The following is an 18982-nucleotide window of genomic DNA, read 5'->3' on the forward strand; positions in this document are numbered from 1 at the left end:
ATCAATCCTCCTGACTCATTACGAGATCATTATATGTTTGAAAACTATCCGGATACACCGGTTGATTCTTTTTCATTAAGAATAGTATGGTATTTTTAACTGCTTGTATTAATGCCAAGTTTAAGTTTTCTTTGGCTAAGGCTCTAACCTCATCTACGCCTGGAAAATGCCTGCCTGGTTCAATATAATCCGCTAAATAAATTACCTTTTCAAGCAGAGTCATTCTAGGCCTTCCAGATGTATGATAGCGGATGGCATCCAGTACTTCCTTATCCTTTATTCCCGCTTCCATTTCCACTAAATAGGCCCCTGCAGGTGCATGCCAAAGCTCTGAATGATATTTCAGTAAATCCTGAGGGAATTTTTGCGAAATGATAATTTGTTTCATTTCATCCTTAGGACGAAATTTTGCATAGTCGTGAAAGATTGCTGCTGTTTCTGCCTTTTTTACATTTGCACCGTATTGTTTAGCTAATGCAATCGCAGTTTCCATGACACCCAGCGTATGCTGATATCTATGGTCAGTCAACTGTTCTTTAACTATTTTCAATGCCTCTTCACGTTCCATATAAATGATTCTCCCTAATAAAATCGATGACCGAATCGGGTAATAAATAGCGTACGGTCATACCAGATTGTACTCTGTCTCTTATCATACTAGACGAAACATCAAATGCTGGTACGTCTACATAAATGATAGGATAATCTGTTTGGGTGCTATACATTGGTCTTTCAACACCAACAAATTTTACGAGCTTAATCAATTCATCTACTTTATGCCATTTAGGAAGGTATTCAATCATATCTGCACCAATGATGAAGAAAAATTCATGGTTTGGATATCGTTCGTGCAATATCTTCATGGTATCGACAGTAAATGATGGACCTGATCTCTCCAGCTCATTTTTTTCGATTCTAAAAAATGGATTCGCTTTGATAGAAAGTTCAAGCATTTGCAGCCTGTCTATATTCTCAACTGACTCCGATTTCTTTTTATGAGGGGGCTCTTGGTTTGGCATAAACCAAATTTCATCAAGATTAAGTTTGGTGAGTACCTCATTAGCAATTAACAAATGTCCGTAATGAGGCGGGTCAAATGTCCCTCCCAATATCCCAACCTTTGTCATGATGTTCCCTCTCCTTTACTATGGAAGTGAAATTTGTTTCTTTTCTACCGATTCTTTGTAAAGTACGATTGTATTCCCAATAATTTGGACGATATCAGCACCTGTTCCCGCAGCTAGCTGCTCTGCAACAACATCTTTATCTTCTTCACAGTTTTGCAGCACACTTATTTTAAAGAGTTCTCTTGCCTCTAACGCATCAGCAACTTGCTTAATCATATTTTCATTTACCCCGCCTTTTCCTACTTGAAAAATTGGATCTAAATGATGGGCTTTTGACCTTAAAAATCTTTTCTGTTTACCTGTTAACATTTCACGCCTCCAACTGTCTTAATACATTCTCTCGCATTCTTTTTACATCAGGGAAAATTCCAGTCCATTTCTCAAACGCAAGAGCACCTTGGTAAACAAACATTTCAACTCCATTTTGAACGGTTGCCCCCTTCTGCCTTGCTTCCATCAAGAACTGTGTTTCTAGTGGATTATAAACAATATCACAAACTAATGCTCCGCTTGTTAAGTAACTTAGATTAATCGGTGTTTCTGAAACCTTAGGGTACATGCCGACCATAGTTGTTTGAATCACTACATCGTATTCGTTAAGATGAGCCTGTGCCTCATTCAAAGATAACGATTTAGATTTTGATTCAAATGGGCATGCCTCTATCAGCTCTTTCGCCCTTTCTACAGAACGGTTGGTAATATCAATTGCCAGCGGCTTCATTTTTGCCATCGTGAAATAAATGGCCCTTGCAGCCCCTCCTGCTCCTATGACTAAGACTTTCTTGTCCGAAAAGGATGTTATATAAGGTTCTAAACCTTTTATAAATCCATACCCATCCGTATTATAGCCGATTAGTTTACCATTATCATTAACCACAGTATTTACTGCACCAATACTCATAGCTAAATCATCGACACCATCTAAAAAAGGAAGAATGGCGCTTTTATGTGGAATTGTTACATTAAAACCTGATATTCCAATTGCCTTTAACCCTCTAATAGCTGTTTCTAAATCCTCTGGACTTACTTTAAAAGGATGATAATGGGCGTCAATTTCATAATAGGATAAAACATCATTAAGCATAATTGGTGACATTGAGTGACCAATTGGGTCTCCCAAAACCGCAAAAAGTTTCTTCACCTGATTCCCCTCATTTCCCCGTCTAAATTAAATTAAGGATTTTCGTGTCAAGGTTTGAACACCCTTTGGCACATATGCTGCAATTTTCACCCCTGGCTGATTAACGGTAATCCAGCCCAGCCCAGAAAATACAACATCCGTCTTTGCATCCTTAATCGTAAATTCTTGTCTTACTAGCTCAGGAAATGAATCCAATTCATCCTTTCGAGGTGGAGCTAGCATTTCCCCAACATGGTTTCGATATAATTCATCGGCATTTTCTGTTTTGGTCCGATGAATATTAATTTCATTTGAAACATGACACACAAATGAATTTCTTTCACCGCTTATAAAATCAAACCGAGCTAAGCCCCCAAAAAACAATGTTTGTCCCTCATTTAATTGAAACACCTTTGGTTTGATTTCTTTTTTCGGAGTAATAATTTTTAAGTCCTTCTTATCAACATAGTGGGCCATCTGATGGTGATTGATAATACCAGGTGAATCAATCAGTGCTTTGCCATCCTCAAGTGGAATTTTAATGATGTCTAAAGTGGTGCCAGGAAAGTGTGATGTAGTAATAATATCTCCTTCACCCGTTACCTCTTTAATAATTCTATTTATAAAAGTAGATTTCCCTACATTTGTACATCCTACCACATAGACATCTTTTCCGTTACGCATTTCATCTATGGCAGCTGCTGTTTCTTTGATGAACTTGCCTTTCTCCGCACTGACTAAATACACTTCCTCAGGTCTGAGTCCCAGCTCTTTTGATTCTTGTTTCATCCAATTAATTAATTTGTTATGTTTCACCGATTTTGGCAGCAGGTCCACCTTATTACCTACTAAGATAATTTTGTTATTGCCGACAAATCGATGTAATCCAGGGAGCCAGCTTCCATTAAAATCAAAAATATCTACAATCATAACGATTAACGCATCGGTCTGGCCTATGCCATTTAGGATTTTCAAGAAGTCATCATCGGTTAAATTGACATCCTGTACCTCATTGTAGTGTTTAAGACGAAAACAGCGCTGACAAATAATACTTTCCTTTTCGAGTGCTGATGACGGTGTATACCCTAATTCCGCAGGGTTTTCCGTTTGTACCTTCACACCGCATCCTACACATAAATATTGCTCTTGTTCACTCACACTTTAATCCTCCCATTGAATCATACCTTTTCTTCTGAACCAATTCATAATTCTTCGTTCAGTAAAACGGTTAAATTTAGTAAAAAAACCATCCGTTTGTGCAACAGGGACCACAAGAATCGTATGAAATCCGCTTCTATTTCCACCTAATACATCCGTTAATAATTGATCCCCAATAACAACAGCTTCTTCCTTTTTGATTCCCATTTCGGAAAGTGCCTTATTAAATGCACGCACCATTGGTTTACGAGCTCGAAAAATAAATGGAATTTTTAATGGATCAGAGAATTCCTTTACACGCAATTCATTATTATTAGAAACAATTGTAACAAGTATATTGTGTTGTTTTATTTGTTCAAACCATTTAATGAGCTCAGGTGTGGCATTCGGTCGATCCCATTCCACAAGCGTATTATCCAAATCAGTAATAATGCCCTTAATCCCTCTTTTTTTCAGGTCTTCCGGTTTAACATCTAATATGCTTTTTACATGCTCATCAGGTAAAAAAATCTTTAGCACTAAGTTTACACCTCATTAATTCATCTGTTTATCTGTACCATCATAACCAATTTTAACCGTTGTATCAAAATAAAACTATTATAGCTGTTATGTTTTATTATTTGTCAAAGTCCGACATATTTTCATTAATTATGAATGCTTTTTGTTGTAAATACTAAATATAATAAATATTTTTCGACAAAATCATAGCATTTCCACTCCTGTGGATAAAGTTATTAACATTATACCCATTGTTTCAGTCACATTTATATACTTTATAAACAAATTAACCACAAGTTATCCACTGCAAATTGTGAATAATTGGAAAGGTTGTCCTATTGAAAGTAATTTGGTAGATTTAGGGTACACCAATGGAACTTACCATTTTATGCTTCATTTATACATTTTAAACCATTTATTTTTCTTATGGAGGTGAATTCTAGATTGCGTAAACTGTCAGATGAATTATTGATTGAATCGTACTATAAAGCAAGAGAATTAAATCTAAGCCCCGAGTTTATACATCTAATTGAAACAGAAATTCATCGTCGTGCCTTATTCAACAAAATGAAAATTTCATCTTAATGAGATTATCCATATGCCCCCTGAGGGCTTTTTCTTTTTTTACAAATACTATTGGTAAAAAGTACGGCACTTACAAAGCGCCGTCCCGTTCCTTTACAAGTACTCCAATTTTTTCACCAATTCGAATATCCTTTGGTGTATGGATAGAGGAATCTAATTTAAAAATTCCTTGTTCAAACAACAATACTACTGTAGAACCGAAACTAAAGTAAGCCATTTCTTCTCCTTTGTGCAGATTCATTCCTTTATGAGTCTTTTCAATCGAGTTTACAAACATGGCTCCTACTTTCACAATCGCTATATGCCCGCTGGCTGTGTTCACCTCTGTAATCAGGCGATAGTTTTTTGCTAACGTTCGGACCCCATAATTTAAACCCATCTTATTGACAGGATATGATTTTGAGCCCAATTCCCACTGTTTAACGATTATCCCCTCTACAGGACTATGAATCCGATGGTAATGACTCGGGCTTAAATAGAGCACCATATATGTACCATTTAAATACTTCGTTACTGTCTGATCGTTTCCCAACATTTCTTGTATGGAATATGCCTTACCCTTAACCATCATTTCACTTGTTTGATTAATGGTCCCGACATCCTCGATCACCGCATCCACCGGGCTTACTACAGTGTCTTCATATTTATCAATCATTCTCACGTCTTTTTTCAGCGTTCTGATAAATAAATCATGCAGCGTGTCATATTCATGAAGTGCTCTTTCCATTTCATCCTGATTTAATTTATATATCTTCGCAAATGAAGGAATAACTACTCGGCTAATCCGCGAGCGTGCAAACCGCTGTAAAATGACTGATGTCCATCTTCCATTCGTTAGCTCTATCATTAAACGATATACATGCTTTAACATTACATGACCCCCAAAAAGTGTAAAAATACTCTTTACGAAATTGATTAAAAAGCTTAATATTAAATAAATAGAGTTAGGAAAATAAATAAAGTTCTCTTCCTGCTTGTTGAAAAGGAGTGGTGGAGCTAAATGTTTTTATTAGACGTTTTTGATTCTACAATTAAGAAACTGAAGTCCCAAACGGCGAATGTTATTACTTTAACGAATTTATCTTTTGGTGGTTTTGCGATAATCTTTGCAATGGAAGGAAATCTACGATTAAGTTTGCTTCTAATCTTTATCGCTGCATTAGCTGATCGATTTGATGGTATGGCAGCAAGAAAATTTAATATCGAGTCAGAGTTAGGCAAACAATTAGATTCCATGAGTGATATTATATCATTTGGAGTCGCGCCAGCACTATTACTATATCAAGGAATTTTAAATGAATTTGGCGGACCTGGATCGTTCTTCACTGTTTTTTATATCGGTTGCGGTGCTTTTAGATTGGCTCGCTTCAATATCTCCGAAAGCAACGGTTATTTTACTGGTTTACCGATTACAGCCGCAGGCTGTTTGGCAACCTTAAGCTTTTTAGCTATTCCGTATGTTCCTGCTCAAACATTTTTATTCATTATCATCATTTTATCATTCCTTATGGTTAGCCCATTTAAACTTAGGAAAATGTAATAAAGAAAAATGAAGCGCCTTTTTCAGGGAAAAAATGAACTGCGTTTTTTTCCTAGGCGCCGGAGCGAGACAAGCAAAGCCCAGCAGGAATCTGCCGGGCTCTATTTTTTATTTATTCTCTGTTAAATGAAGAAATTCAACGATATCATCAATACAGATTTTCACTGCCTTTTCCCAGAATTCTTTTTGATCTAAATCCACTTGCAAATGTTTAGAAGCCAAATCTTCAACACTCATGGAAGCAGTATCTCTTAATAAAGAAATATACTTTTCTTCGTATCCTGTACCTTCCTCAAGCGCCTGCGCATAGATACCAAGAGAGAACAAATAGCCAAATGTATATGGGAAGTTATAAAACGGAACGCCCGTAATAAAGAAATGGAGCTTGGATGCCCAGAATAGCGGGTGGTATTCGTCTAAAGCTTCACAGTATGCCTCCTTCTGAGCTTCTTCCATTAATACATTTAACGTTTCAACGGATACTGGACCGCGCTTTCTTTCCTCATAAAAACGAGTTTCAAATAAAAAGCGGGCATGAATGTTCATTAAAAGAGCAACCGTTCTTTGAATTTTATCATCGAGCAAAGCGAGCTTTTCTTCTTCGTCCTTCGCATTTTTTACAGCTGCGTCCGCAACAATCATTTCGGCAAAGGTTGAAGCCGTTTCAGCGACATTCATGGCATACCCGCGGTTGAGATAATGTACACCCTTCATTGCATAGGAATGGAAACCATGACCTAATTCATGAGCCAGTGTAGAAACATTAGAAGGTGTACCTGAATACGTCATGAAAATCCGTGATTCTTCACTTTCAGGAAACCCCGTACAGAAACCACCAGGAGCTTTTCCTGGACGATCCTCCGCTTCAATCCATTGATTTTCAAATGCCTTTTTAGCAAATGCAGCCATTTTTTCACCAAAAAGAGCAAAGTTTTGCTCTATAAATTCTGCACCCTCTTGGTAAGAAACCTTCGACTCGGTTTTCCCATATGGAGCATCTAAATCAAACCAGCTTAATTTTTCAAGGCCTAATAGTTTAGCTTTACGATTCAGATAATGCACGAGCGGTTGTTTATTTTCAGAAATAACCGACCACATTGTTTCTAGCGTTTCTTTCTTCATTCTGTTCAAGCTTAACGGTTCTTTTAATACGTCTTCCCAGCCGCGTTTTTTATAAACATTTAACCGAAAACCTGATAAATGATTTAATGTTTTCGATAAATAATCAGCTTGCTCATTCCAGGATTTTTCCCAGCTTTTAAACACTTCTTTGCGGATAGCACGATTTGAACTGGAAAATCGATTGGCTGCCTGACCAACTGAAAGTTGTTTTACTTCACCGTTTTCCTCAATAGGAACTTTTATCTTACTAACAATAAGATCATACAATTGACCCCAGCTATGATAGCCATCAACGCCAAGTGCACTAATGATTGCTTCTTCCTCAATTGAAAGCTTTTCTTTTGCTCGCTCGCGCCTTTCTGTTAGCGAAAACGTTAGCTCCGTTAGGTAGGGATCTTCTAACACTTGTGCCCATACCTCATCATTGATTGTTGATAATTGATTATCAAATGCACCAAGAACGGATTGAAAAGACGCACTAAGCCCTGTTACGGTTGCTTCAAGAGCATATGCCTTTTTATCCTCTGTATTTTGCGCTTGAAGGCAGCCTACAAATGCTGCAGCTTGACGAAGCTTTTTACCTGCTATTTCAAAATCGGATAAAAGTTCCTTTAAATAAACCTTATCCTCTACTGTGTGGAGTAGTTTCCAGTTATGTACTTTTATCTCAAAAAGCTCAATTAATTCCTTCGTTACCTTTAAGTGGTCTGCGAGTTCAGCTGAATTACTTCCGCCTTTAAAAAATACTTCCAGATTCCAAACATCTGAATATGTAGCAGCAGTCATCATTTTCCCCCCTCATATATGTACCTTTTCATTATAATATATTTATGGAATAATTCTATTATTATAGTTGCTCAAAGAAATAGCTTGTGCTTCGCTTGCACAAGCTTCATTTTTCCTTAACAGAAAGTTGTATAATACCACCAGCCGCCAAAGATGAGGACTAGTATTAATAACACGATGAAGAGTGCGTACCAGCCTCCCACACCCGTTGCATAAGGGACAGGATAAACTGGATAAGGGGCTGGGTAAAAACAAGAATTCGGATAACCATATGACACATGAATCCCCCCTTTTCCTTTTTATAATAGGTTATGTCCCAGTTTTGTGACATGTATAGGCACTAGCCGTTTAAACAAGAAAAAGAGGCAGAAGAATCTCCGCCTCTCATTTTAGTTCTTTTTCTTACGCTCTTTTTCAGCACGATAAAATTCATGAAACATCTTCATTAATGCTCTTTTTTCAATCCTAGAAACATAGCTTCGAGAAATGCCCAATTCTTTCGCAATTTCTCGCTGTGTTTTTTCCTTCTGAAGGTCAAGACCAAATCGGCCAACGATTACTTCCTTCTCTCTGTCATCAAGAACATCAATATATTTTCGAATCTTTTCAAGCTCCATGTTTAACTGGATCGTATCAATCACATCTTCTGATTCTGATTTTAGTACATCAATAAGTGAAATCTCATTACCTTCTTTATCCTGTCCAATCGGGTCATGGAGCGAGACATCCTTTTTTGTCTTCTTTAGAGCGCGTAAATGCATGAGAATTTCGTTTTCTATACATCGTGCTGCATACGTAGCAAGTTTAGTTCCTTTGCCTTCTGAATAGCTCTCAATGGCTTTAATTAATCCAATCGTTCCTATGGAAATTAAATCCTCTGAATCTTCCCCCGTATTTTCGAACTTTTTAACGATATGAGCTACAAGCCGTAAATTATGTTCAATCAACATATTACGAGCATGTGAGTCCCCTTCCGCCATTAACCGTAAATATTTCCTCTCATCTGCAGCAGATAGGGGCTGCGGAAAAGCATTGTTTTTTACATAAGAGACAAGAAATAAAAATTCCTTAATGAGATAACCAAGTGCTGTAAAAATGCCTGCCATGCACATACACCCCCGTGCTTTTTTGGGCTTTGCCTATAACTAATTCCTATGTTAGAAACAGTCCGATTGTGTCTGTCCAAGACATTTTATTTGAAAATAAAGCCTTTTAGCATACACATAAAAAAAGCATTGACCTCTTTAAAAGATCAATGCTTTACTGTTATTCTACGCTAAGTTCAGCTGATATTACACAGCTAATCGCCCCAGTTATGACCAAAGCCATTACGACCATGAACATATTCCCCACCCCTTTAGATAGACCCTTTTATCTACTTCGAATTTATCATATTTTCACAGTATCTAACTAAAGGGAATGTGAACATTCTGTTAACAAACATTCAGCTCTGTTATTCATGATCATATATCATCATTTCGATATATATCATTTTGGGATTTTCTTTTTTGGTTTTAAAAATAGAAACAATAAAAAGCTGTGTACTGGCATTATTCTGCCTCCTTAAATAGGCTAACTAGGTGGTATCTTTCATACTCCATAAGCTTGCTCCACGTTTTTGAATTAAATATATCATCGTAAAACCCACCTTTCTTTGTTTATTATGGTTTAGCTTTAATACATAATGCGATGAACGGATAGTTGGCGATCTTTCGTTGTTTCATAAATTTTCTTGATTTGTTCATGATGAGACGCTTCTTCCATACTCATCTCACGTTTTTTTATTGTAATTGATAAAAATAAAATATTTAATGTCATAAAATTTCACCTCCCCTAAAGGGTTTATTACATTAAATGGTAAGCTGTAACTTGACGGTCTTTGTGCTGATCATAAAGCTTTTCAATCATTTCATTACGAATGGCTTCTTGCAGACTTTCTTCACGTTTCCTAACTGTAATCGAAAAAAACAAAATATTAAGGGTCATTTAAATACACTTCCTTTTTTTTAGGGTTAATTTATAGTAAATGATAAAGCGACAATTGACGTTCTTTGTTTTGCTCATAAAGTTTTTCAATCATTTCATTTCGAGCTGCTTGTTGGAAACTTTCCTTATGTTTTTTTAAAGTTATTGAGATAAAAAATATATTTAGGGTCATTATGATCACCTCACTTTCTTTTATTACCAAATTTGTAATTAATATCCATTAAATGCACACAAAAAGGCCGCAAGAAATTACTCCCTTGCGGCCTGTTTTTAGGCACAAAAATACCGCAGGGCAGCATTCTCCCTGCGGCATGGATATGTATAGTAACTAAAAAAATTAGTTAAGCAATCCATTCCTGTCGGTCGAATGCAATTTATTTACATATGCAGTTGTCATCCAAACAGCATTACCAGTGATAGCAGCCATTAACTTGATCATCATTTTCTTCGACCTCCTTCGGAATTTTTTACTAACTACGGTAATTATATCCATCAACATATCCTTTGTAAACCACTTTTTAAAATTTTTTTAAAAATAATCAATTTGCCTGTTTTTTAGTAAAAAAAAATAAACGTCCCTAAAGGGAACGCTTATCTCTGGTTGCCATCTTCCATATCCATAAGTTTGAGCTGGCACTGTTTTGATTGAATAAAAAGTAAAATTGACACCGCTAAAAAGGACATTGAGGCAATCATCATTATATTTACATCCATCTCACTCTTTGAGTCGGACGGAATAATTACACCTAAAAAGAAAAATACACCGACAGCGAGTAGTACGACAGCAAATTGTTTAAAATCAACCATTTTTTCATAAATCTTTTTTGTTTGTTTATCCACTGTTGGTCACCTGCTTTTCTTAAAATCTACTAAACTACTGTAACATAAATAAAGCAATAAATGTGGATGTAAATTTTAGAAAAACAAGAAAAAGGTCCGGCATCTTATGGCCGGACCCTCATCAATACTGCCTATCCTAAAGCAGCGACTATTTTCATAACCAATGTTGCAGAATGGGTTGCTGCTTGGTCTATAAATTGATCAAAGGAAACTTCAGATTCTTTCCCAGCGATATCGGATAAAGAGCGAATGATAACGAAAGGAACTCCGAAACGGTGTGCTACTTGAGCTATAGCGGCTGCTTCCATCTCGACAGCCTGTAATTTTTCGAACTTGGTACGGACAAAATTAACACGCTCAGGATCTTCCATGAATGAATCCCCTGTAACAATAAGCCCTTTAACGACTTGGAATTTATCTAGTTCTTTTGCAGCATTTTCAGCTATGTGAACAAGCTTGTCGTCCGCTAAAAAGGCTGCAGGCAGCTGTGGTACCTGTCCGTATTCATAACCAAAGGCTGTTACATCCACATCATGGTGCCGAACCTCTGTAGAAATTACAGCGTCTCCAACATTTAAATCAGGGTTAAAACCACCAGCAGAGCCAGTATTAATAATACAATCTGGCTTATACTTCTCAAGGAGAATGGTTGTCGACATGGCTGCATTAACTTTACCAATGCCTGAGCGCAGCAAAATCACTTCTGCCCCATTCATTTTTCCAAATGTAAATTCACATCCAGCAACCGTTTCTTGAGTTTGACCCTCGATATGATCCCTTAATAGTTTTACTTCTTCTTCCATTGCTCCAATTATCGCAACTTTCATATTAAAACCTCTTTCTTATTGTTTTACTCTCTCATAAACATTATTTTTATAATCTTCCTCGGATTTATCCATTGTATCCGCAAACACTATTCTACCATTATTCGACAGCTTTCTTCCATTGCGAGGAGTACTCACATACTTTATCCTTATTGAGATGTTGGTATTATCCCATTGATTCATTCTCAGAAAATAACTAGAATGTACATAGGGAAAGGATGATAACGATGCTGGATTTTAAACTTGAATTTATTGAGGATAGAGTAGAATTTTTTGATGCAACAGATCTTAAAGTCTTGGAAAAGAAAATCGAGGCAAAAATTGAGGAAAACAAGGCAATTCTTTTAGGTGTTCATTCAGTCTCCCATCAAATGTATGCTAACGAAAAGGGTCAGACTTACTTTACTGCAGTTGTGCATTTTAAACGTAAATAGAAAAGCGGAAGCGCCTTGTCCAAGGAAAAATGCAGTTCAATTTTTCCCAGGGGCGACAGGCATAAGACAAGCTGGCGAGAAGGTTGTTCTTTAACCTTCTTGTCGGATTGGCTTATGACCCCGAGCCCCTAGGCGCTGGAGCTAGACAAAAAATAGGATGGTTAGCCCATCCTATTTTTTATTGTTCAATTGCAGAAAGCTCTTCGACCTTTACTGGCGTCCAGCCTTCACCATCCACCCATTGAAGGTAGACATTGAATTTCTGCGTTTTATCTTTCGATGCAACAGTACTGAACGTCCCAGTACCAGAAGTTTTATCGCGGCCTAACCAATACACAGTCATATTGCTTTCTTCTAATCCTGTAGCATAAGAAATGGCCTTTAGCATTTCCTGCCAATCCACAGAGGAACTATCGTACACAGGGGTGTGTTCACCCGTTTGTGCTGTACCTACAGGCTTCCAGGCTGGGTTCTCGATGGTTCTAACTACATTAGAAGTTCCGTCCCCCTCTGTGATAACTGCCTGAGATTTATCTTCTTGTTCAGGTACAGAGGCTTCTACACTTTCTTCATCTGCACTTCCCTCTGAATCACTGTCTTTCTTTGTTTCTTCTACTTCTTTTTTATCTTCAATATTTTTATCCTCTTTTTCTGAGGCTTTGTTTACTGCTGATTTTGTTTGTTCCTCTTTAGGAGACGCTTTATCGTCACCTGATAAAAAAATAGTGTAGGCTACAAAGACAATGAGAGCTAGGACAATAACAATAAGACTATTCAAGACGAGGTTCGTTTTCTTTCTTTTAGCCCGATAACTAGAACGTGAGCCAGATTGGAAATCGTTACTCATTAAAATATCCCTCCAAATAGAAAAGCGGGAGCGCCGCTAAACAATTAATATGGCTGTGAACATTCTAACATGAATCTAAAATAACTTGAAGGATTTTCACTAAAGTTAATCTTATTGTCCCTCTTTGTCATGTTCATGTAACATTTTAACCATATCGGCAAAGAGTAAATTAACGCCTCCCTCTGTATCAAGAACATCCAAATTCACGGCAACAAGCGCGTATTTAGGGTTTTGATAGGGAAAATAACCGGCAAACCATTTATTATGCAGTTGTTTATCCTCTTGGAATTTTCCTGTCTCCGCGGTACCTGATTTTCCAGCAACTTCGTATGGAAGGTCTTTAAACCACTTTCCAGTCCCATTTGGATTAACAATAACCTCTCTTAATAATTTCTGCAGCTTCATTGCTGTATAGGGAGAAATAATGCCACCAGATAACTCTTGTTTGCCAAAGTTAACCATGGTCGTACCATTTTTATATTCGATTTTTGAAACAGTTCGAACCATTTCTTTTTTTCCACCTCTGGCAATTGTGGCCATCATATTGGCTACTGCCAAAGGTGTGGCACGAACCTCATGCTGACCGATTCCTGACATAGCAGCAAAGTTGGGGTCGCCTTTAGCCTCTTCTGTTAAAAATACCCTTCCTTTATCCTCATCGACTAACTGTTTAAAATTATTGGTATGGTAGATTTCACCCTTCCATCCTACAGTGCCTGTTAACGACAGTTTCGCAGCATATTCTTCCAACAACTCTTTATCTTTCTTTTGAAGTTCCCTTGCCAGCTCACCGAAAGTCCTGTTGCAACTTCTCGCAAAACTATCAGTGAAGGAGAGCATGCCATAATTATATTTTAATTCAGGTTCCCCATTAATTTTTATACTGCAATTAAATAACCGGGTCGGGTCATCAAGGTTTTGATCAATAGCCGCGGCTGCAACCACTGTTTTAAAAATAGACCCCATTATTTCTTGCTTCAACATTCGATTTGTAATCCCTGAACCGCTATAAGGGTCATTTGGATTAATGAGCGGACGGGAAACAGAGGCTAAGACACTATTGCTTTCTATATCTAGCAGCACTAAACCTCCCTTTTTAATTCCATGCTTGTCCACTAGCTCCTCAGACATTTGCTGCACACTTTTATCGATCGTTGTTCTTACATTTACGGGATAAAAAGGATTAGCCGGATCAACATATTTGACATTAATACCAAATAACGGAGCTCCGTCCCCATCTACATGATAAACAAGTTTTGATTTTCCTTCAGGAAGCAAAAATTCATCAAAACTCTCTTCAAGACCCGAAACACCAATCAAGGTTTTCTCAGAGAGCTCTTTTTCTGGATAACGCTTTTTTAATTCTTTTGCATTTTCACCTGTTAATCCAATTAATTGTTCTGCAGGAATATCAGAACGTTCAAATTTTTTATCAATCGCAAATACACCTGGAATCTCTAGTTTGTTGATTCTTTCCATTTGGGATGAAGTTAATTTCAAAGGCTCTGGTTCTCCATAGGCAAATGGTTTTTTTGCACCTTCTACGGCCATTTTTAATCTATCTTCTGATATTCCAGAAATGGTTGAGACAGCATGACTATCCCAAGTCATATTCTTTAAGAAAGGAAAGAGAACTAGAACGGGCACTTTTTTATGAGTAAGTAAATCTCCATTTCGGTCAAGAAAATTACCTCGCCCATTATCAATCACTAATTCTTGTGTTCGTTGTTGGACGCTTTCTTCCAATAAATTCACATTGTGCTTCGAAAAGGTTTCGGTTTCGACCAGCTGGATTTGGATTAATCGAGCGATAAGAACCAGCAGCCCAGCAATGCATAAGATGAGTAAACCTTTAATCCGTTTACGTATCATAAAAAACACCTCGTCAAAAGTTTTGACGAGGTGTCCCCATTTCAAACATATAGGTGAAAATTTGATTACTTAATGGAAGTAATTCTGACGCTCATTTCGCCGCCTGGAGTTTGGACAGATACTTGTTCGCCTACTTTTTTGCCAAGTAGACTTTTTGCTATCGGTGAATCGTTAGAGATTTTCCCTTCGAACGGATCAGCCTCAGCACTTCCAACGATTGTATACGTTTCTTCGTCACCATCAGGAAGTTCAACAAATGTAACAGATCTTCCTAAAGTAACAGAATCACTTACAGTATCGCCTTCTTCAATAATCTTAGCGTTACGAATCATATTCTCTAACGTTGTAATACGGCCTTCTACAAATGCTTGTTCTTCTTTCGCGGAATCATACTCAGAGTTTTCTGATAAGTCACCAAAACTTCTAGCGATTTTAATTCTTTCCACAACTTCTTTACGTTTAACTGATTTTAAATGCTCAAGCTCCTGAATCAGTTTGTCTTTACCTGCCTGCGTCATTGGAAATACTTTTTCTATTGCCAAAACTTCTCACTCCTTCTAGTCTTCACAATCCCCCATAGATTGTGTCGTTATGGATATGTAGGTATCACAAAAATACATAGGAGCGCGTCCTCTCAAAAGGGCGCGCAACTTGTATTCATCCAATATGGATTTATTTTAACCTAATCTTTACGCTATTGTGTCATAAAATTGACTTTTGTTCAAGAATTGTTTGAATTTTTGTGACCATTAAATCAATTGCCACATGATTTTGACCGCCCTCAGGGATAATAACATCCGCATATCTCTTAGTCGGCTCAATAAATTGGTTATGCATCGGGCGAACGACATTTGTATATTGTTCAATAACAGAATCCAATGTCCGTCCACGCTCTTTAATATCACGCGACATCCTTCTAATAATTCGAATATCCGCATCGGTATCAACAAACAGCTTAATATCCATCAAATTTCTTAATCGTTCATCTTCAAGAACAAGTATACCTTCTAAAATAATTACATCTTTCGGTTCAACTTTAATGATTTCATTTGAACGAGTATGAATGGAATAATCATAAACTGGTTTTTCAATCGGCTCATAATGTAATAGCTTTTCAATATGTTCGATGAGTAAGTCATTATCAAAAGCAAGAGGGTGATCATAATTCGTCTTCAAGCGTTCCTCAAAGGGTAAATCACTTTGGTCTTTATAATAAAAATCTTGTTGAATCATTGTAATAGAGTGACCTTTAAAGCTATCATAAATAGCTTTAGTTACACTCGTCTTTCCCGAGCCGGAACCTCCGGCAACTCCAATAACAACCGGTTTGCGCATCAACCTAGTTCTCCTTTCGCATCATGTTGTTAGGGTAAACCGGTTTGTCCAATTTGAATTGTACAATCTGAAGCGGATGTCTAGCAGCATCCAGTTCGTTACCTTTTTCATCCCAGATTTTATCAATCACATGTGTAAAGTTTTGAATTTCCGGACCGAAAAACTCTACTTCTTGACCCGGTTTAAAGTGGTTTCGCTGCTGGAGTGTAACCATTTGGGTTTCTTCGTTGTAATCCAACACAAGACCGACAAATTCAAACTTTGTCTTGTTGCTATGATTACCAAACATTTGCTCTTTATACCCTGGAACTCCCTCAAAAAAAGCTGGTGCTGTTTCACGGTTCGCACATTTGTCTAACTCTTCTAACCATTCACGTTTTATGACAAAGTTATCAGGGTCTGCACAATAGGCATCAATTACTTTTCGATACACACTTACAACTGTTGCAATATAGTGAATCGACTTCATACGGCCTTCAATCTTCAAACTATCAATTCCCAGCTCAACCATTTGAGGAATGGCTTGGATAAGATTAAGGTCTTTTGGACTCATTGCAAATGGAGCGTCATTGTCACTATAAAGCGGCACTTCGTTCGTGCTGCCCTCTAGTTGATATAAATCATAATCCCAGCGGCATGACTGACAGCATCCTCCTCGGTTAGAATCTCTTGCTGTCATATGATTACTCAATGTACAACGTCCAGAATAAGCAATACACATTGCGCCATGAATAAAGATCTCAATTTCTACATCGACCTTTTCTTTCATTTCCCTAATTTCTTCTGCACTTGCCTCACGTGCTAAAACGACACGTTCTGCACCACTTTCCTTCCAAAACTGAGCTGTTTTCCAGTTTGTAATAGATTGCTGCGTACTAATGTGTATCTCAATTTCTGGTGCCAGCCTGCGGCAAGTTTCAATAATTAATGGATCCGCAACGATAATTCCAGCAATCCCGGTTTCTTTTAATCCAAGGATATACTCTTCTAATCCATCAATATTTTCGTTGTGAGCAAAGATATTCGTTGTAACATAAACCTTCGCCCCATATTTTTTGGCAAATTCCACGCCTTCTTTCATTTCTTCAAACGTAAAGTTATCAGCGTTTGAACGTAAACCATATTCCTGACCGCCAATAAATACAGCGTCCGCTCCGTATTGAACTGCAATTTTTAACTTTTCAAGATTTCCTGCTGGCGCAAGGAGTTCTGGCTTTTTCACAATCACACGTTTTCCATCGATAACTTCAGAAATCTTATCTTTAACTGTATTCATGAATGAACTCCTCCTTTTAATAAACTGTTTCCTTGAAAAAGAATCCTGTGTCTAATTTACGGGTTGCTGGCTGAATTTCTTCAATAGCTTCTAACAACTCATCTTTTTTGTCTTCGTATAAATCTGCGTCCTCAAAATATAAGTCAATGGCCTCACGATATGCCTTTGTTACCGCAAGAAGATATTCCGGTGACTTTAAAATGCCATCGATTTTAAAACAATCTACGCCTGCTTCTAACATATCTTGGAGCTCATCAATGATACAAATATCATTTGGACTCATAATATGGGTACCATTCTCATCTTCAAAGATTGGATATTTGTTTTCTCTTTCTTTATCGTGAAGGAACATATTCTTTTCCATTTTACGATTTTCGATTTCCATCACTTTTCCTTGGTACTCATAGTAGTTACCTAATAGGGAACGTTTGGATTGGAACATACAGCTCATCCCGTGAACCTGTACTTCAATTTCAACCTCGGCGTTTTCTTTGATTTCCACGATTGCGTCCATATTGATTTCACGCGCAAGAACAGCTCTTTTCGCGCCTTTTTTACCCCAATAGTTACATGAAAACCAATTCGTCCCTAAGGTTTCAGTACTCCAATGAAGTTTCATATCGGGTGCCACTTCACGAGCAGTCATTAAAACAGCAGGGTCACCAAAAATAATCGCGTCGGCACCGGCCTCTGAAGCAAATTTAATATAATCACTTAATTCTTCTATTTTTTCATTATGGAAAATAGCATTGACCGCAACATAGACTTTTTTACCTTGTCCTTGTGCTAAACCTATAGCTTGTTTTACTTGTTCCCGGTTAAATTCACCTGCTAGGCGTAATCCAAATCTCTGTTCGCCGACCACAAATGCATCAGCACCGGCTTCTGCTAATGGTAAAATATCATCAATAGATAATGGAGTTACTAGTAATTCGGTTTTTTTCAATTTCACTCACCTCTTCTTTTTACTAATGGCGACGCCATCCCCAACAGGGAGAATGACCGAATGATAATCAGGGTGGTTCATTAGCCATTGGTTGAAACCGTCTATTTTCTTAACAAGATTTCGAATTCTTTTAGATTCAATCTCTGATTCTGTGACTAGTCCTTTAAATAAGACATTATCGGTAATAATCATTCCGTCATCACTTAGGTATTTCGAATACATTTCAAAGAATTTTTGATATTGGCCTTTTGCAGCGTCTACAAAAATGGTATCGTATGGTGCTTGTCCCCTAACAAGGTCCTCAACTTCAAGGGCGTCACCTTTAATCAATAAAATCTGTTCGCCGTGCTTCGAACGACTCAAATATTCTTCAGCCGTCTGAATCCTTTCCAAATCTCTTTCTATCGTCACAATGGACGCAAATGGCAGTGCTTCAGCCATCCGTAATGCCGAATATCCTATTGCAGTACCTACCTCAAGGATTTTCTTCGAATCCTGAATTCTTAAAAGCTGAAGCAATGCTTCGATTCCCACCAGCTCCATAATTGGTACTTTATTTTCTTTAGCGTAGTTTTCCATCTCGATAAACAATGGTTCACGCCCTGGAATTAGATCCTCAATATAAGAATGCAGTTTATCATTCAACAAACTGCCATCACCTGCCTCTATCCTTTAAAAAGCATTGT

At 37.5% G+C, this 18982-nt stretch carries 25 protein-coding genes; 3 read left to right on the plus strand and 22 right to left on the minus strand.

Annotated elements, in window-relative coordinates; genetic code table 11:
- Position 1 precedes the first annotated feature (1 nt).
- Genes yqeK through BANA01_RS01735 form a run of 6 tightly spaced genes read right to left on the minus strand, consistent with a single transcriptional unit; the run spans position 2 to position 3924 of the window.
- Complete coding sequence (gene yqeK, locus BANA01_RS01710; RefSeq protein WP_063251363.1) at positions 2-568, minus strand: bis(5'-nucleosyl)-tetraphosphatase (symmetrical) YqeK; 567 nt, start codon at positions 566-568, stop codon at positions 2-4.
- Positions 558-1127, minus strand: a complete 570-nt coding sequence (locus BANA01_RS01715) for a nicotinate-nucleotide adenylyltransferase (protein ID WP_063251364.1) — start codon at positions 1125-1127, stop codon at positions 558-560. The genes yqeK and BANA01_RS01715 overlap by 11 nt, the downstream gene beginning before the upstream one ends.
- Before the next feature lie 18 nt (positions 1128-1145).
- Positions 1146-1436, minus strand: a complete 291-nt coding sequence (gene yhbY / locus BANA01_RS01720; RefSeq protein ID WP_063251365.1) for a ribosome assembly RNA-binding protein YhbY — start codon at positions 1434-1436, stop codon at positions 1146-1148.
- 1 nt (position 1437) lies between these two features.
- Complete coding sequence (gene aroE, locus BANA01_RS01725) at positions 1438-2268, minus strand: shikimate dehydrogenase (RefSeq protein ID WP_063251366.1); 831 nt, start codon at positions 2266-2268, stop codon at positions 1438-1440.
- Positions 2269-2295: 27 nt separating this feature from the next.
- Positions 2296-3405 carry a ribosome biogenesis GTPase YqeH gene (yqeH, locus tag BANA01_RS01730; protein ID WP_063251367.1) on the minus strand — a complete coding sequence of 370 codons (1110 nt, stop codon included), beginning with the start codon at positions 3403-3405 and terminating at the stop codon, positions 2296-2298.
- Positions 3406-3408: 3 nt separating this feature from the next.
- Positions 3409-3924: a YqeG family HAD IIIA-type phosphatase gene (locus tag BANA01_RS01735; RefSeq protein ID WP_063251368.1), complete on the minus strand. Its 516-nt coding sequence runs from the start codon at positions 3922-3924 to the stop codon at positions 3409-3411.
- A gap of 423 nt (positions 3925-4347) precedes the next feature.
- Here BANA01_RS01735 and BANA01_RS01740 point away from each other — a divergent pair, with 423 nt between their 5' ends.
- A complete protein-coding gene (locus BANA01_RS01740; RefSeq protein ID WP_063251369.1) occupies positions 4348-4488 on the plus strand; it encodes a sporulation histidine kinase inhibitor Sda in 141 nt (46 codons plus the stop codon).
- A 70-nt stretch (positions 4489-4558) separates the two neighbouring features.
- On the opposite strand, the gene BANA01_RS01745 is transcribed toward BANA01_RS01740, so the two are convergent.
- Complete coding sequence (locus tag BANA01_RS01745) at positions 4559-5359, minus strand: phosphatidylserine decarboxylase (RefSeq protein WP_063251370.1); 801 nt, start codon at positions 5357-5359, stop codon at positions 4559-4561.
- A gap of 129 nt (positions 5360-5488) precedes the next feature.
- Between BANA01_RS01745 and pssA the strand changes: the two genes are divergently transcribed.
- The gene (gene pssA, locus BANA01_RS01750) at positions 5489-6028 is read left to right on the plus strand and encodes a CDP-diacylglycerol--serine O-phosphatidyltransferase (RefSeq protein ID WP_063251371.1); all 540 of its coding nucleotides are present in this window, start codon (positions 5489-5491) and stop codon (positions 6026-6028) included.
- A gap of 108 nt (positions 6029-6136) precedes the next feature.
- Here the strand turns inward: pssA and BANA01_RS01755 are convergent, their stop codons facing one another.
- The 8 genes from BANA01_RS01755 to mtnN form a co-directional block, all read right to left on the minus strand.
- A complete protein-coding gene (locus BANA01_RS01755) occupies positions 6137-7936 on the minus strand; it encodes a M3 family oligoendopeptidase (protein ID WP_063251372.1) in 1800 nt (599 codons plus the stop codon).
- Positions 7937-8052: 116 nt separating this feature from the next.
- Positions 8053-8214 (minus strand): hypothetical protein, encoded by a 162-nt coding sequence (locus BANA01_RS29795; RefSeq protein WP_169803635.1) that lies wholly within the window; start codon positions 8212-8214, stop codon positions 8053-8055.
- Between the two features lie 111 nt (positions 8215-8325).
- Positions 8326-9042 (minus strand): RNA polymerase sporulation sigma factor SigK, encoded by a 717-nt coding sequence (gene sigK, locus BANA01_RS01760; RefSeq protein ID WP_045517798.1) that lies wholly within the window; start codon positions 9040-9042, stop codon positions 8326-8328.
- 568 nt (positions 9043-9610) lie between these two features.
- The gene (locus BANA01_RS28950; RefSeq protein WP_082799351.1) at positions 9611-9754 is read right to left on the minus strand and encodes a YrzI family small protein; all 144 of its coding nucleotides are present in this window, start codon (positions 9752-9754) and stop codon (positions 9611-9613) included.
- 27 nt (positions 9755-9781) lie between these two features.
- Complete coding sequence (locus tag BANA01_RS28955) at positions 9782-9922, minus strand: YrzI family small protein (protein ID WP_082799352.1); 141 nt, start codon at positions 9920-9922, stop codon at positions 9782-9784.
- A 31-nt stretch (positions 9923-9953) separates the two neighbouring features.
- Entirely contained in the window at positions 9954-10094 is a 141-nt protein-coding gene (locus tag BANA01_RS30745; protein WP_082799353.1) for a YrzI family small protein, read from the minus strand.
- A 419-nt stretch (positions 10095-10513) separates the two neighbouring features.
- Positions 10514-10762: a YrhC family protein gene (locus BANA01_RS01765; protein WP_063251373.1), complete on the minus strand. Its 249-nt coding sequence runs from the start codon at positions 10760-10762 to the stop codon at positions 10514-10516.
- Positions 10763-10893: 131 nt separating this feature from the next.
- Positions 10894-11589 (minus strand): 5'-methylthioadenosine/S-adenosylhomocysteine nucleosidase, encoded by a 696-nt coding sequence (gene mtnN / locus BANA01_RS01770; protein WP_063251374.1) that lies wholly within the window; start codon positions 11587-11589, stop codon positions 10894-10896.
- Positions 11590-11813: 224 nt separating this feature from the next.
- Between mtnN and BANA01_RS01775 the strand changes: the two genes are divergently transcribed.
- Positions 11814-12020 carry a DUF2536 family protein gene (locus tag BANA01_RS01775; RefSeq protein ID WP_174524390.1) on the plus strand — a complete coding sequence of 69 codons (207 nt, stop codon included), beginning with the start codon at positions 11814-11816 and terminating at the stop codon, positions 12018-12020.
- Between the two features lie 178 nt (positions 12021-12198).
- On the opposite strand, the gene BANA01_RS01780 is transcribed toward BANA01_RS01775, so the two are convergent.
- The 7 genes from BANA01_RS01780 to BANA01_RS01810 form a co-directional block, all read right to left on the minus strand.
- Positions 12199-12867 (minus strand): DUF1510 family protein, encoded by a 669-nt coding sequence (locus tag BANA01_RS01780; RefSeq protein WP_063251375.1) that lies wholly within the window; start codon positions 12865-12867, stop codon positions 12199-12201.
- 111 nt (positions 12868-12978) lie between these two features.
- Positions 12979-14739: a peptidoglycan D,D-transpeptidase FtsI family protein gene (locus BANA01_RS01785; RefSeq protein ID WP_063251376.1), complete on the minus strand. Its 1761-nt coding sequence runs from the start codon at positions 14737-14739 to the stop codon at positions 12979-12981.
- A 65-nt stretch (positions 14740-14804) separates the two neighbouring features.
- Positions 14805-15281 carry a transcription elongation factor GreA gene (gene greA, locus BANA01_RS01790; RefSeq protein ID WP_063251377.1) on the minus strand — a complete coding sequence of 159 codons (477 nt, stop codon included), beginning with the start codon at positions 15279-15281 and terminating at the stop codon, positions 14805-14807.
- 160 nt (positions 15282-15441) lie between these two features.
- The gene (gene udk / locus BANA01_RS01795) at positions 15442-16077 is read right to left on the minus strand and encodes a uridine kinase (RefSeq protein ID WP_063251378.1); all 636 of its coding nucleotides are present in this window, start codon (positions 16075-16077) and stop codon (positions 15442-15444) included.
- Between the two features lies 1 nt (position 16078).
- Entirely contained in the window at positions 16079-17350 is a 1272-nt protein-coding gene (locus BANA01_RS01800; RefSeq protein WP_063251379.1) for a peptidase U32 family protein, read from the minus strand.
- Positions 17351-17366: 16 nt separating this feature from the next.
- Positions 17367-18296: a peptidase U32 family protein gene (locus BANA01_RS01805; RefSeq protein WP_063251380.1), complete on the minus strand. Its 930-nt coding sequence runs from the start codon at positions 18294-18296 to the stop codon at positions 17367-17369.
- A gap of 6 nt (positions 18297-18302) precedes the next feature.
- Complete coding sequence (locus BANA01_RS01810; RefSeq protein WP_063251381.1) at positions 18303-18944, minus strand: O-methyltransferase; 642 nt, start codon at positions 18942-18944, stop codon at positions 18303-18305.
- Between the last annotated feature and the right edge of the window lie 38 nt (positions 18945-18982).

It is taken from the genome of Neobacillus niacini NBRC 15566 (assembly GCF_001591505.1).
GTDB classification, from domain to species: Bacteria; Bacillota; Bacilli; order Bacillales; family Cytobacillaceae; genus Neobacillus; species Neobacillus niacini.